Here is a 13,015-nt window from a genome sequence, read left to right on the forward strand (position 1 = left end):
CGCCGCTCCCGGCGGCGGGTGGCGGTGGACGGCGCGCACCGGCCCGGACACCCTGGGTCAGTCCCGGCGGGGCGCGCTCACCGCAGACCGATCTCCCGGGGCGCGAAATGCCGTACGTGGCCGGTCGACAGGCCGTCCTCGGTGCCGCGCAGGAGGACGTACACGCCCTTTCCGCCGTCGTGGCGGGGGGCGAGGGCGAGCAGGTCGTCGTGGTGGTCGCCGTCGGTGTCCAGCAGGGCCAGCGGCTGGAACTCGTTCCAGTGGGCCTTGTTGGGGCGGCCGGGCATCCAGTCGTCCAGGGCGGTCAGCCGCTGCCGGCCGCCACCGGCCGTCGTGACGGTGACGAGTCCGTCGTGGCGCCGGGCGTCGGGGGTGCCGAGGACGAGGTCGGGGCGCTCGTCGCCGTCGATCCGGCCGGCCAGCGCCGTGGCGCCGAAGTACCGCTGCCGGCCTTCGAGGACCCGGGTCGCGGGCCGTCCCGTACCCGGGCCGCCGGGGCCGCCGCGCAGCACCGTGAGCCGTCCGCGCCCGTCCGGCCCCGCGCCCGGGACCAGGAGATCCGCGGCCCGGTCGCCGTCGACGTCGCCGGCGGACGCGGCGAAGCCGCCCTCCGCGCTCCCGGCCGCCCGGATCAGACGCGCCTCGGCCGCGCGGTCCCGGCGCGGTCCGTCCGGGCCGCCCCGCTCGTACCGCACCGGGGTGAGGTCGCCGGGGGCGGACTCGTCCTCCTGCGCGTCGTAGGCGTAACCGAGGACGAGGTCGGTGCGCCCGTCGCCGTCGAAGTCCCCGGCGGCGACCGAGGAGGGGCTGCTGTAACCGTGCTGCCCGAGGTCGAGCCGGTGCGCCGAGGCGGGCGCGAGGCCGGAGAAGGGCCCGCGCAGCAGCCGGCCCCCGGCCCGGCCGGGCGCCGCGCCCTTGTCTCCCCTGCCGCCCCGGCCGCCGTCGAACAGGTCGACGGCGCCGTCCCCGTCGAAGTCGCCGGCCGCACCCGGTACGAAACCGGGCGGGGTGCGGAGCCGCTGCGGGCGGCCGAGCCCGCGCGGGCCGCCGCGCAGCAGCAGGGTCCGCTCTTTCCCGGCGAGGCCGGTGGTGGCGACGAGGTCGGTGAAGCCGTCGCCGTCCACGTCGGCGCGCAGGGGCTGGGCGGTGGCCTCGACCCGGGTGGTACGCCGGGGGTCCAGCCCGTCGTCCGCGCCCCACAGCACGACGGCGGTGTGCCCGTCGGAGAGGACGGCGTCGGCGCGCCCGTCGCCGTTCAGGTCCGCGGGGTCGGGCGGGTGGTGGGCGGCGCCGGGGGCGGGCCGGGCGGGGCCGCCACCGCGACCGTCCCCTTCTCCCCCGTCTCCGTCCCGCCCTCCGCCCCCGCCGCATCCGGTGAGCAGGAGCCCGCAGCACAACAGGACGCCCGCCAGCCGTCGTCCGCGCCCCCGCACCGGCCCCGTCCCCTTCACCCGTCCCCCTCGCCGCCTGCCGCTCGTACCGCCGGACGTGGCCCCCGGTGGGCCGGGCATGGTTCCCGGCCCACCGGGCACGGTGACGCCCCCGCGCGGTGACCGGTTCCCGCCGTGCGCCCTTCTCACCGATCCGGCCCCTGAACCAGTACACCGTCGATCCGGTCCTTGATACCAGTGCGCCGTCCGCCCGGCCTTTGGTCCGTACACCGCACACCGCGACCGCGTTCTGGTGGCGGGCCCCGGAGCCGCCGCGGCCTCGGCTGCCCCGGCCTGCCGGCCGCGGGGCGGGAGGCCGGCTCGTGTCACCCTCCGTACGGACTGCCCACGGGCTTCCCCCGGGCCGCGTCGAGGGCCGGGACCGGCGTACGGGTGAACGAATAGGATGGTGGCCTCGGCGGCCCGCCCTCTCGGGCGGCCCCGGGATGACCGCCCCGTCCAGTGGCCAGGAGTCAGCACCCATGACAGAGCGCAAGCCCATCACCTCGTGGCTCACGGACATGGACGGCGTGCTGATGCACGAGGGTGTCCCGGTGCCGGGCGCCGACGCGTTCATCAAGCGGTTGCAGGAGACCGGGCGGCCCTTCCTCGTGCTGACCAACAACTCGATCTACACGGCGCGCGACCTGCACGCCCGGCTCAGCCGTATCGGTCTCGACGTCCCGGTGCGGAACATCTGGACCTCGGCGCTGGCCACCGCGAAGTTCCTGGACACCCAGCATCCCAACGGGACGGCCTTCGTCATCGGTGAGGCCGGGCTGACCACGGCCCTGCACGACGCGGGCTACATCCTGACCGACTCCGACCCGGACTTCGTGATCCTGGGCGAGACGAGGACGTACTCCTTCGAGGCGCTGACGAAGGCGATCCGGCTCATCAACAACGGGGCGCGGTTCATCGCGACCAACCCCGACAACACCGGCCCCTCGCCTGAGGGCGCGCTGCCCGCGACGGGTTCCGTGGCCGCGCTCATCACGAAGGCCACCGGCAAGGAGCCGTACTTCGTCGGCAAGCCGAACCCGCTCATGATGCGCACCGGGCTGAACGCGATCGGCGCGCACTCGGAGAGTTCGGCGATGATCGGCGACCGCATGGACACCGACGTCCTCGCGGGCCTGGAGGCCGGGATGGAGACCTTCCTGGTGCTGACCGGCCTGACGACGCTCGGCGACATCGACCGCTACCCGTTCCGGCCGACGACGGTCGTCGACTCCATCGCGGACCTCGTCGACCTGATCTGAGGCCGGGCGCCCCCGCCGGGCCGGGCGCCCCCGCCGGGGCCGACGGGGGCGCGGAGCTGACGGGACCGGGACCGGGACCGCCCGGAGCCCCGGCGCGCCCCGTTGCCCGTACGGCAGGCCCCCTACACCGCCCGCCCGAACACCGGGCCCAGGACGAGCTGCGCGGCGCCCTCGGCGATGGCGTGGTCCGCGCCGGGGGCCTGCCGTACGGGCACCGGGCCCGCGTCGCCGGTCCTGCGGGCCCGCGCGGCGAGCACCTCGGCGACGCCCGCGAGGAACGGCCCCGGGTCCGCCGCGACGCGCCGTCCGCCGAGCAGGACGAGGTCGATGTCGAGCAGCCCGACGAGGTTCGCGGCGGCGACGCCGAGCACCCGGGCGGCCTCCGCGACGTCGCCCGACCGCAGCGCCGCGAGACACAGCGCCTCGACACAGCCCCGGTCCCCGCACACGCAGGGCGGCCCGTCGAGGTCGAGCACCTGATGCCCGAACTCCCCCGCGCCGGTCCGCGCGCCCCGGTGCAGCGCCCCGTCCAGGACGAGCCCGGCCCCCAGCCCCGTACCGAGGTGCAGGTACGCGAAGGAGCGGGCCGCCGAGGCGAGGGCCGGGCCCAGCGCGGCGGCGTTGGTGTCCTTGTCGAGGACGACGGGCAGCCCGAGCCGCCGGGCGAGCACGGCGCGCAGCGGGTAGCCGTCCCAGCCGGGCTGGCCGGAGACGCGGTGCAGCACCCCGCGCCGGTGGTCCAGAGGTCCGGGCAGGACGACCCCCGCGCCGAGCAGGACGCCGGCTCGCGTGGGCGGTTCGTGGCCGTGGACGGCCGGTGACGCCTCCCCGGCGGTCGCTGCCGCCGCCCCCTCCGCGACCGCCGCCACCCCCTGCGCGACCGTCTCGACCACCGCCTCCGCGCCCGCCGCGAGATCGAGCGGGGCGCGGTGCGCGGCGAGGACGGTACCCGCGAGATCGGTGCGGACGGTGCGCAGTTCGTCGCGGTCGAGGTGGACGCCGAGCGCGTGCGCGGCGCCCGGGACCAGACGCAGCGCGGTGGCCGGTTTGCCGCCGGTGGAGGGGCGCCGTCCCGCGTCGGCGACCAGTCCCCCCGACCGCAGCCGCGCGGCGATCTTGCTGACCGCCTGCGGGGTCAGGCCGGTGCGGGCGGCCAGCTCCGGCCTGCTGATCCCCTCCGCTCCCGCCGCGCGCAGGAGGTCGAGCACGAGGGCGGTGTTGTGGCCGCGCAGCGCGCCGAGCCCCGCCCCGGTCCGGCCCGCGACGGCCTCGGCTTCGGCTTCGGCTTCGGCTTCGGCTTCGGCTTCGGCGGGGGAACGGTGGAGGGCGGGGCCCGCGGGGAGTGGATGGTCGTCGGGCACGGCGGGAGGTACGGGATTCACCCCTCCATTGTGCTGTCCGCTTGCACTTTGGCAACAGCGTTGCCAAAGTGGGCGGTATGCCTCGTACGACTGAAGAAGAGACCGTGCCCGACCCCGTCACCGTGCCCGTGGACGCCGACGCCCCGCCGCTGCGCGTCGGGCTGATCGGCTACGGGCTCGCGGGTTCCGTCTTCCACGCCCCGCTCGTGACCGCGACCGAGGGCCTCGTCCTGGACACGATCGTGACGCGCAGCGAGGAGCGGAGGCAGCAGGCGCGCGCCGAGTTCCCCGAGGTGCGTTTCGCGGCGGACGCCGAGGAGCTGCTGTCCCGCGCGGACGGACTCGACCTCGTGGTCGTGGCCTCCCCGAACAAGACGCACGTACCGCTCGCGCGGGCGGTGCTGGAGGCGGGCCTGCCGGTGGTCGTGGACAAGCCGGTCGCGGGCACCGCGGCGCAGGCCCGCGAACTGGCGCTCCTCGCGGAGGAGCGCGGACTGCTGCTGTCCGTGTTCCAGAACCGCCGCTGGGACAACGACTTCCTGACGGTGCGCGACCTGATCGCGGACGGTTCGCTCGGCGACGTGTGGCGCTTCGAGTCCCGGTTCGAGCGCTGGCGGCCGCAGTTGAAGGGCGGCTGGCGCGAGTCGGGCGACCCGGCCGAGATCGGCGGCCTGCTGTACGACCTCGGCAGCCACGTCGTGGACCAGGCGGTGACCCTGTTCGGCCCGGTGGAGCGGGTGTACGCGGAGTCGGACGTACGGCGCGCGGGCGCCGCCACCGACGACGACACGTTCCTCGCGCTGACCCACACCGGCGGGGTCCGCTCGCACCTGTGGGTCTCGGCGACGACGGCGCAGCTCGGCCCGCGCTTCCGGGTCCTCGGCTCGAAGGCGGGGTACGTCAAGTACGGCCTCGACCCGCAGGAGGCGGCGCTGCGCGAGGGGGCCCGCCCGGACGCCGGCGCCCCGTGGGGCGAGGAGGCCGAGCAGTTGTGGGGCCGGATCGGCGCGGGCGAGTCCCCGATGTCCGGCGAGGGCACCCCGGTGCCCACCCGTCCGGGCGCCTACCCGGCGTACTACGCGGCGGTCGCCGCGGCCCTGCGTGAGGGCGCGCCCAACCCGGTGACCGCGCGGGACGCGGCCGCCACGCTGGACGTCATCGAGGCGGCCCGGCTCTCGGCACGTGAGGGCCGGACCGTGGAACTGGAGGCCCGTTCATGACCGCACAGCCCTCGGGGGCGTCCACGACGCTGCCCTCGACCCCGCGGGACCTCGCGGAACTCGTCGAGCAGCAGCGGCGGCTGACCCTGACCTCGTTCACGTACGAGGACGCGTGGGAGCTGGGCGTGCTGCTGGTGCGGCTCGCCCGGGAGCGGGAGGCGCCCGTCGCGATCGACATCCGGCGCGGGGCACAGCAGCTCTTCCACGCGGCGCTGCCCGGTTCGAGCGCGGACAACGACGCGTGGCTGGAGCGCAAGCGCCGGGTCGTGGAGCGGTACGGCGAGAGTTCGCTGCTGGTCGGCTCCCGGTTCCGCGCCAAGGGCAGCACCTTCGAGGAGTCCTCGCGACTGGACCCGGACCGTTACGCGGCGCACGGCGGGGCCTTCCCGCTGCTGGTCGCGGGGGTCGCCGGGGTCGTCGGCACGGTCGCCGTGTCCGGCCTGCCGCAGACCGAGGACCACGCGCTCGTCGTGGCGGCTCTGGAGGAGTTCGCGGCGAGGTGACGCCGGTGAACTGACGCCGGCAGGTGGAGCCGGGGGTGACGTCGCGTCGCCCCGGCGGACGGCGGCCGGCCCCGCGTCCCCCGCACGGGGCGCGGGGCCGGCCGCCGTCCGGACGCTCTCAGCCGTCCGCGGCGTCCTGGCGCCTCAGGAGGCGGCGGAGGCGGGCAGCGCCCCGGCCGACGTGCCGGTGGCCGGCCGCGGCATATCGCGGTAGAGCACGGCGCGTTCGACGGCGCTCCACGTCGTACTGGTGACGATGTAGAGCGCGGCGGCGAGCGGTACGACGGCGACGCTGATCAGCGTCATGAAGGACATGAACGGCATGATCCGGGTGATCGCCCCGAGCCCGGGTACGGCCTGTCCCTCCTGCCCCGCCGCCCCCGAGGGGGCCGCGGTGAGCGAGGCGACGGGCGAGCCGGCCGCGGCCGTCTGCCGCTTGTTCCTGCGGTAGGTGAAGCTCGCGACGACGAGGACGACGCAGAAGATCCCGACGTAGACGAGGCCGGGCGCGCCGAACATCCCGCCGTCGGCGAGCGCGTCCTTCCAGCGTCCGCCGAGCGGGGCGGCGAAGAGGGGGTGGCCGAGCAGTTCGTTGGCCTCGCCGCCGAGCCGCGAGCTGGAGAACACGTGGTAGAGCAGCATGAACGCCGGCACCTGGAACAGCATCGGCAGGCAGCCGGAGAGCGGGGAGACCTTCTCGCGGGCGTGCAGTTCCATGACGGCGCGCTGCAACTTCTCGGGCTCCTTGGCGTACTTGCCGCGCAGCTCGGCGAGTTCGGGGGCCAGTCTCGCGCGGGCCCGCTGTCCGCGCGCGGCGGCCCGGGACAGCGGCAGGACGAGCAGCCGTACGCAGGCGGTGAACAGCACGATCGCGGCGGCGGTCGCGGTGGTGTGGAAGACGGGCTCGATCACGTCGGCGACATGCGCGACGAGATCGGCGAAGGTGACGAAGAAACCAGACAAGACGGAGCCCTCCGGGACGTCTCGCGCCGCGCCGGGGCGCGGCGGATCACGGGATCGGGGTCACCGGCGCGGCCCGGAGAGCCGGGCCGCGGTGGGGTGACTACGGAGCGTTGACCGGCGTGACGGCGGCCGTCCGCTGGGCGGCGCCGGAGGGCCAGGGCGCCACGCGAGAGCGCGAGGGCGCGGGCCGTCCGGGCGGAGCGAGAAGCGGGAGGGGTCAGGCAGCCGTCGGGAGACGGCGGCCGGGTGCTCGGGGCCTGGGACGCCCCGAGGCGTCCGGGTCCCGCTGGGGCAGGAAGGCGGTTCGCCGCTCGCGGTCCCGCATGGCCGTACGGACCCGGGTGCGGGCGACGACGGGGACGCTGCGCGAGGCCACCAGGGCGCACAGCGCGAGCGCGGCACCGGTCGCGGCGATGGCGACGGCCCCCGCGACGGCACCGGACAGCGGCCCGCCCTCGGCGACGAGCGCCCCGGCGAGCAGCAGCAGAACGAGCGTGACGGACCGCGGAAGACCTGAGGTGACGCGGGGCACGGTCAGCGCTCCTGCCTTCACGGCCACCTGCCCCTCAGTCGTGCGTACGTCCGCAGTTCAGTCGTGCGTACGTCCGCGGTCCTCGTACGTCCGTCGGCGGGCCCCCGGTCCGGGCGCACCGTATCCGTTTATACAGGAGCCCCGGTAAAGGCACGGTATGCGCGGGCGACTCGGCTACAGGGCTCTGATAGGGGGCCCTGGTACGGGGTGACTTCGCCACCGGGGCGGGCACGGGGCGGGGCCGGGGGCCGGGCTCCGGGGCTGGGTCTGGAGCCCGCCGCCCACACGACGCGCGCGAGCCCAGCACCCTCACGCCGTACGCGGGCCCACCGCCCTCACGACGTGCGCGAGCCCACCGCCCTCACGACGTGCGCGAGTCGGTCACGACGGGTTCGAGGAGCCGGCGGGGCGCGAGCAGGACGCGGCTGACGGGGTCGCGCGGATCGGGGTCGAGGCCGGGCCCCGGCACCATGTCGATCTCTTCGAGGGCCACGGCCCGCCCGCAGTGCGGGCACTCGCCCCAGACCCCGATCGTCGTGCCGCAGTCGCGGTGCCGGAACTCCCGCAGCGGCGCGCCCTCCCCGAAGCTCTCCCGCCCCCAGACGCCCAGGGAGTGGAGCGTCGGCCACAGCGCGCGCCCGCGCCCGCTCAGGACGTACTCCTCGCGCGGCGGGGATTCCTGGTAGCGGCGCTTCTCCAGCAGGCCGTGCTCGGTGAGGGTCTGGAGGCGCGCGGCCAGTACGGCGCGCGGGATGCCGAGGTGCCCGAGGAAGTCGTTGTAGCGGCGCACGCCGTAGAAGGCGTCGCGAAGGATCAGCAGGGTCCAGCGCTCCCCGACCACCTCCAGCGCGCGGGCGATGGAGCACTGCTGCTGCGCGTAGTCCTTGCCGAGAGCCATGGAGCCCACTTTACGACGCCCCCCGCAATCAGTTCACTGAACGAACCGACCCTGCTAGACTCCCACGCCACCGAAGGTTCATTCACCGAACCCAGGTGGACGAGGTGCTGCCGTACGGCGGCCGAAGGGGGAACTCATGACGGAGACGGAACCGGCCACCCGCCCGGACCCGGAGCGACGCGCCCGGGGGCGGGCGGCCCGAGAGCGGGCGGAGCGCGACGGCGCCCCGGAGGCCGCGGCTGGGGGGTCCCTCGCTCCGGTGCCGGGACGGCCCCCTACTCCGGCGGCCGGGCGGCGGCCCCGCACTCCGGCGGCCACGCTCGCCGTCACGACGGCGGCGACCATCGTGACGATCATGAACTACACGGCCCCGCTGGCGACGGTCCCCTCGACGGTCGCGACCTTGCACACGAGCGTCTCGGCGCAGTCCTGGCTGCTCAACGGCACCCCGCTCGGCCTGGCGGCGCTCCTGCTGGTGGCGGGCTCGCTCGCCGACGACCACGGCCGCCGCAGGGTCTTCCTCCTCGGCATGCTCACGCTCGGCGTCACGACGGCGCTGGGCGCGCTGGCCACGACGACGGCCCTGTTCACGGTGGCCAGGATCGTCCAGGGCGCGGCGAGCGCGGCGGTGCTCACGAGCAGCCTGGGCCTGCTGGTCCAGGCGTACCCGCCGGGCGCCGCCCGGATCAGGGCGACGGGGATCTGGGGCGCCGGGGTCACCGGCGGTATCGCGCTGGGCCCGCTGCTCACGGGGGCGATGGGCCCGCTGGCCGGGCACGGCGGCGTGGCGGGCGCGGACTGGCGCTCCGGCTATCTGGTCCTGGGCCTGCTGGCACTGGCCGTCGCGGGCTACGGCCTGCGGGTGCTCACCGAATCACGGGCCCCTCGTCCCGGCCGCCCCGACCTGCTGGGCGCGCTGGCGCTGGGCGGCGCCTCGGCCGCGCTGCTGGCCGCGCTGACCCTCGGCAGGGACGGCTGGCTGCGGGCACCGGTGTGGGGCCTGTTCGCGGCGGCCCTCGCGCTGGGCCACGTGTTCCGGCTCGTGGAGCGGCGCGCCTCGGCGCCGATGCTCGACCTGTCCCTGCTGCGGCAGCGGCGCTTCGTGGGCGCGACGGCGGGCGGCCTGTTCACGGGCCTCGCGGTCATCGGCTTCTTCAGCTACTTCCCGACGCTGGCGCAGTCGGCGCTGCACCTGGGCACGTTCGGGGTGGCGCTGCTCTCGGCGGTGTGGTCGGGCACGGCGTTCGCGGTGGCGCTGCTGGCCCGCCGCCTGCCGGCCGCCCTCACCCCTCCCCTGCGTCTCGCGGCGGGCTTCCTGCTCTCGACGGCCGGCGTACTGGCCCTGTGGGACGGGCTGTCGGAGGGCTCGACGTGGCCGCGCCTGGTCCCCGGCCTGCTGATCGCGGGCGCGGGCAGCGGACTGCTGAACGCCGCCCTCCCCCTGCTCGCGGTCGAGAGCGTGCCCCCGGAACGGGCCGCGATGGGCTCGGGCGCGAACAACACGGCGCGCTACCTGGGGTCCTCCGCGGGCGTGGCCCTGTCGATCGCGCTCGCCACGACGGCCGACGGCGCCACCCCGGCCGCGGCACTGTCGGCGGGCCTGGACCGGACCGTTCTGGTGTCGGCGGCGCTGTCGGTCGTCGGAGCGGTCACCGTGCTGGTACTGGCGGGGCGGCGCGAGTGACCGGCACGTGACGGGCGCTCGTGACGGACGCACGTGACGGGCGCACGTACCGGGGCCGGGTCGGGCACGGCGGGGCGACCGCCGCGTCCGCCGGGCCCGGCACCCCGCCCGCCCCTCCACTCCCCGCGCCGACAGCGCTACGGTGGCGCTATGCGCCCCGACACGCCCACGCCCACCACCCCGGCGACCCCCGCAGGTACCGACGTGGACCGGAAGGCCCACCTGGAGGAAGCCGCGCGCCTGGAACGCATGGCCCGCCGGTACCCGGAGGACGCGGAACAACTGCTCCTGCGGGCGGCGGCCCACCACGAACTGGCCGACAACCGCGAGCGTGCCTCGGCGCTGTACGACGGCCTGCTGGCCGCCGAGTCCCCGGAGGACCCGGTCCTGATCCGCGCGCTGAAGGCGGCGAACCTCTGGGAGTACGGCCACGAGGCGGAGGCTCGGGCGATCATCACGGGCGTCCGCTCGGCGGCCCCGCGCACCCCCGCGCCGTGGATCGTGGCGGGCGAGGCCCTGGAGGCGCACGACGAACTCCAGGAGGCGCACGACACGTTCACGGAAGGCGCGACCCTCCTCGTCGAGGGCACCACCCCACCGCCGTACGAGACGCGCCCCCTGCTGCTCGGCAGGCACCGGGTGCGCCGCCTGCTGGGCGCCCCGCACGACGACTGGGACGCGCTGGCCGACACACTGAACACGGCGGCGCTCCCCCTGGACGAACTCCACGACCCGAACCGCACTTGGTCCCTGGGCTCGGACAACCCGGAGGAACTGCGCGCCGAGATCAACCGCATCCAGGCCGAACTGGGCACCTACCGCGCCGCCCTCTCCCGCCCCTACCCGGTGGCGGTCCTCCACTGGCCGGCCGCGGAACTCACCGAACTCCTGGCCGCCTACCCGGACCTCTCCTCGGAGTACCCCTCCGACGACAAGCACACGGCCCACGAACTCCACACGGCGGCAGTCGAATCGGCCCTCCGCGACCTCTCGGCCTCCGGCACCCCCAACCTGGGCGTCGTCGAGGCGACCGTCCCCTCCTACGAGGCCTTCGCCGCCGCCGAAACCGCCCACCCCACCGACCCCCACCTCCTCCCCCTCTACACCACCACCCTCGCCACCCGAGCCCGAGCCCTCCCCTGGCCCCCACAGCCCGACACCCCGTGCTGGTGCGGGTCGGGACGGGGGTACGGGGGGTGTCATGGGGTGGCGGCACAGTGAGCCGCGCGTGACAGAGCCAGCCAGTGGCGGACTCTCCGGCCTCGGCCACGGGCCGCTGGCCGGCGAAGGTTAGCCTCGGAACCATGGAAGAGAGCGCCACCTGGGAGGGACGTCCAGAGGGGTCCTGGGCGTCCTCGGCTGGCCGCCGCCGCAATATGCAGGCGATCCGCAGCAGGGACACGAAGCCAGAGTTCCTGATACGGCGCCTCGTGCACGCACGAGGGCTGCGGTACCGGGTCTCCGCCCGCCCCGAACCCGGACTCCGCCGCACCGCCGACCTCGTCTTCCGCCCGGCGAAGGTCGCGGTGTTCGTCGACGGCTGCTACTGGCATGGCTGCCCTGAGCACTACCAGGCACCCAAGGTCAACTCGGGTTACTGGTCAGAAAAGATCGTGCGCAACGTGGCCCGCGACCGCGACACAGACCAGAGACTCAGGGACGCCGGCTGGCTCGTGCTCCGCTTCTGGGAGCACGAGCCCTCAGAAGAGTGCGCTGACCGGATCGCGGCGACGGTCATTGCCCGCCGCGGCGTTAAGCAGTGATTCCTGCACCAGGGGCTCCGGGTCCGTGATCACAGGCAGCATCTCTTCGCGGGTCTCGGGGGTGACAAACGCCTCACCTTCCATGCGATAGGGCTTCAGCAACTCCTCTCGCATTCCGGGGCGGAGGACCGCTGCGATGGCGCGCCCGGCCGCTTCCGCCACGGGCGGGGGAAACGCGTTGCCCACCTGCCGGTAGCGAGTGGTCTTCTTCCCCTCGAATACCCAGCTTGCCGGGAATCCCTGAATGGCGGCGGCCTGCTCCACCGTCAGCATGGGCCCCTTGTCGCGGAAGAGATCGCGCTCGGGGTCACAGTCCTTCATGTCATTGGCAAGCCCTTCACCATTGACTCCCCAGACCTGCCACGCCCGCTTCGCACGGGTGGGACCCAGGTCAGCTCCGCCGTGTTTCCGTGATCCGCCGACGAGAGTGGGAGCGACCCGCAGACCACGCGCGTCCGCTTCCTTCGCTTTCCTCTCCCAGCTTTCGAAAGCCTCCCGCCCTGTGCGGGTGCCGGGACCAAGAGGGCGTTCGTCCCAGAATTCCCGGTACCGTGCCCGCATACCGTCATGCAGCTTCTCGAAGACGCTTTCGGCGCCCTCTTCCGACCGCACTGGCCAGCGGAAACGCTGATCTCTGATCGCATCCTCCAGGAAAACGATCAGGACGGCCCGGGGGCGCAGCTGGGTGACGCCAAAACTGCTGGCGTCCATCCGGTGCCAGACCGACTTCATCGCCCTGGCCTGCACGCGCGCGGGAGCCTTCGGGTCGATTTCCGGAACGCGATATCCAAATGAACGCAATTCATCGAGGATGTACCGCCGGTAGTCGATAAATACCTCAGGGGGCTCAAGGATTCCCCGTACGTTTTCCAGCATGACCGCCCTGGGCTTCAACAGGCCGATCAGCTCAAGGGCGGCTGGAAAGAGGTCCCGCTCGTCATCAGGACCGAGCTGGTGGCCCGCGAGAGAAAAAGGCGGGCAGGGGACGCCACCAGCAAAGAGATCGATGCCGCCCTCGACCTCTCGCAGGGCTTTGAACTCTGCCGTGTCCTTGAAATCACGCACATCCGTGGCACGCAGCGCATCGGCCTTCTGCTGCTCCCACCCAAACGTGGTGACAGAGTTGGTCGCAAGCGTGGTCACCGCATTGGGGTCCCACTCCACCAGTGAGAGATGCTCGAACCCGGATTTGTGCAATCCCAGAGCCTGTCCGCCCGCGCCAGCACAGATCTCCACGGAAGTGAGCGGCTTTTCGAAATGCGGGCGCGGGTGATCGCCAGCCATGGCTGAACTCCTCGTATGGACACAGAGCGACCACCTGACCAGCAGGCTGCACAGTGTGATCAGGGCACCACACGAGTTCCAGCGTCAGGCGGTGTGTGGCCTGCCGCAAACGGCA

12 protein-coding genes are annotated in these 13,015 nt (G+C 74.3%); 6 read left to right on the forward strand and 6 right to left on the reverse strand.

From position 1 onward, the window contains the following. Positions 1 to 77: 77 nt before the first annotated feature. On the reverse strand, positions 78 to 1,451 hold the full coding sequence (locus ACFYMP_RS29095; RefSeq protein ID WP_388863124.1) for an FG-GAP repeat domain-containing protein: 1,374 nt from the start codon (positions 1,449 to 1,451) through the stop codon (positions 78 to 80). Between the two features lie 461 nt (positions 1,452 to 1,912). On the opposite strand from ACFYMP_RS29095, the gene ACFYMP_RS29100 reads away from it, so the two are divergent. Beyond that, positions 1,913 to 2,692: an HAD-IIA family hydrolase gene (locus ACFYMP_RS29100; protein WP_388863125.1), complete on the forward strand. Its 780-nt coding sequence runs from the start codon at positions 1,913 to 1,915 to the stop codon at positions 2,690 to 2,692. A 122-nt stretch (positions 2,693 to 2,814) separates the two neighbouring features. Here the strand turns inward: ACFYMP_RS29100 and ACFYMP_RS29105 are convergent, their stop codons facing one another. Then, complete coding sequence (locus ACFYMP_RS29105) at positions 2,815 to 3,924, reverse strand: ROK family transcriptional regulator (RefSeq protein WP_388863164.1); 1,110 nt, start codon at positions 3,922 to 3,924, stop codon at positions 2,815 to 2,817. A 206-nt stretch (positions 3,925 to 4,130) separates the two neighbouring features. On the opposite strand from ACFYMP_RS29105, the gene ACFYMP_RS29110 reads away from it, so the two are divergent. Both ACFYMP_RS29110 and ACFYMP_RS29115 read left to right on the forward strand, forming a co-directional pair. Then, the gene (locus tag ACFYMP_RS29110) at positions 4,131 to 5,273 is read left to right on the forward strand and encodes a Gfo/Idh/MocA family oxidoreductase (protein ID WP_388863126.1); all 1,143 of its coding nucleotides are present in this window, start codon (positions 4,131 to 4,133) and stop codon (positions 5,271 to 5,273) included. Continuing rightward, positions 5,270 to 5,776 (forward strand): heme-degrading domain-containing protein, encoded by a 507-nt coding sequence (locus tag ACFYMP_RS29115; protein ID WP_388863127.1) that lies wholly within the window; start codon positions 5,270 to 5,272, stop codon positions 5,774 to 5,776. Before ACFYMP_RS29110 ends, ACFYMP_RS29115 begins: the two co-directional genes overlap by 4 nt. A gap of 144 nt (positions 5,777 to 5,920) precedes the next feature. Here ACFYMP_RS29115 and ACFYMP_RS29120 read toward each other — a convergent pair whose 3' ends face one another. The 3 genes from ACFYMP_RS29120 to ACFYMP_RS29130 form a co-directional block, all read right to left on the reverse strand. Further along, a complete protein-coding gene (locus ACFYMP_RS29120; RefSeq protein ID WP_388863128.1) occupies positions 5,921 to 6,739 on the reverse strand; it encodes a YidC/Oxa1 family membrane protein insertase in 819 nt (272 codons plus the stop codon). A 217-nt stretch (positions 6,740 to 6,956) separates the two neighbouring features. Then, entirely contained in the window at positions 6,957 to 7,298 is a 342-nt protein-coding gene (locus ACFYMP_RS29125; protein ID WP_388863129.1) for a DUF6412 domain-containing protein, read from the reverse strand. 334 nt (positions 7,299 to 7,632) lie between these two features. Next, complete coding sequence (locus tag ACFYMP_RS29130; RefSeq protein WP_388863130.1) at positions 7,633 to 8,169, reverse strand: winged helix-turn-helix transcriptional regulator; 537 nt, start codon at positions 8,167 to 8,169, stop codon at positions 7,633 to 7,635. A 136-nt stretch (positions 8,170 to 8,305) separates the two neighbouring features. Between ACFYMP_RS29130 and ACFYMP_RS29135 the strand changes: the two genes are divergently transcribed. From ACFYMP_RS29135 to ACFYMP_RS29145, 3 genes are all read left to right on the forward strand, one after another. Continuing rightward, on the forward strand, positions 8,306 to 9,853 hold the full coding sequence (locus ACFYMP_RS29135; RefSeq protein WP_388863131.1) for an MFS transporter: 1,548 nt from the start codon (positions 8,306 to 8,308) through the stop codon (positions 9,851 to 9,853). A 150-nt stretch (positions 9,854 to 10,003) separates the two neighbouring features. Then, positions 10,004 to 11,074 carry an SEC-C domain-containing protein gene (locus tag ACFYMP_RS29140; protein WP_388863132.1) on the forward strand — a complete coding sequence of 357 codons (1,071 nt, stop codon included), beginning with the start codon at positions 10,004 to 10,006 and terminating at the stop codon, positions 11,072 to 11,074. An 83-nt stretch (positions 11,075 to 11,157) separates the two neighbouring features. Beyond that, positions 11,158 to 11,616, forward strand: a complete 459-nt coding sequence (locus tag ACFYMP_RS29145; protein WP_388863133.1) for a very short patch repair endonuclease — start codon at positions 11,158 to 11,160, stop codon at positions 11,614 to 11,616. Here ACFYMP_RS29145 and ACFYMP_RS29150 read toward each other — a convergent pair. Continuing rightward, the gene (locus ACFYMP_RS29150) at positions 11,554 to 12,900 is read right to left on the reverse strand and encodes a DNA cytosine methyltransferase (RefSeq protein ID WP_388863134.1); all 1,347 of its coding nucleotides are present in this window, start codon (positions 12,898 to 12,900) and stop codon (positions 11,554 to 11,556) included. The genes ACFYMP_RS29145 and ACFYMP_RS29150 overlap by 63 nt on opposite strands. Positions 12,901 to 13,015 lie beyond the last annotated feature (115 nt).

Origin of the sequence: Streptomyces sp. NPDC007088 (assembly GCF_042869355.1) — a bacterium.
Classification (GTDB): domain Bacteria; phylum Actinomycetota; class Actinomycetes; order Streptomycetales; family Streptomycetaceae; genus Streptomyces.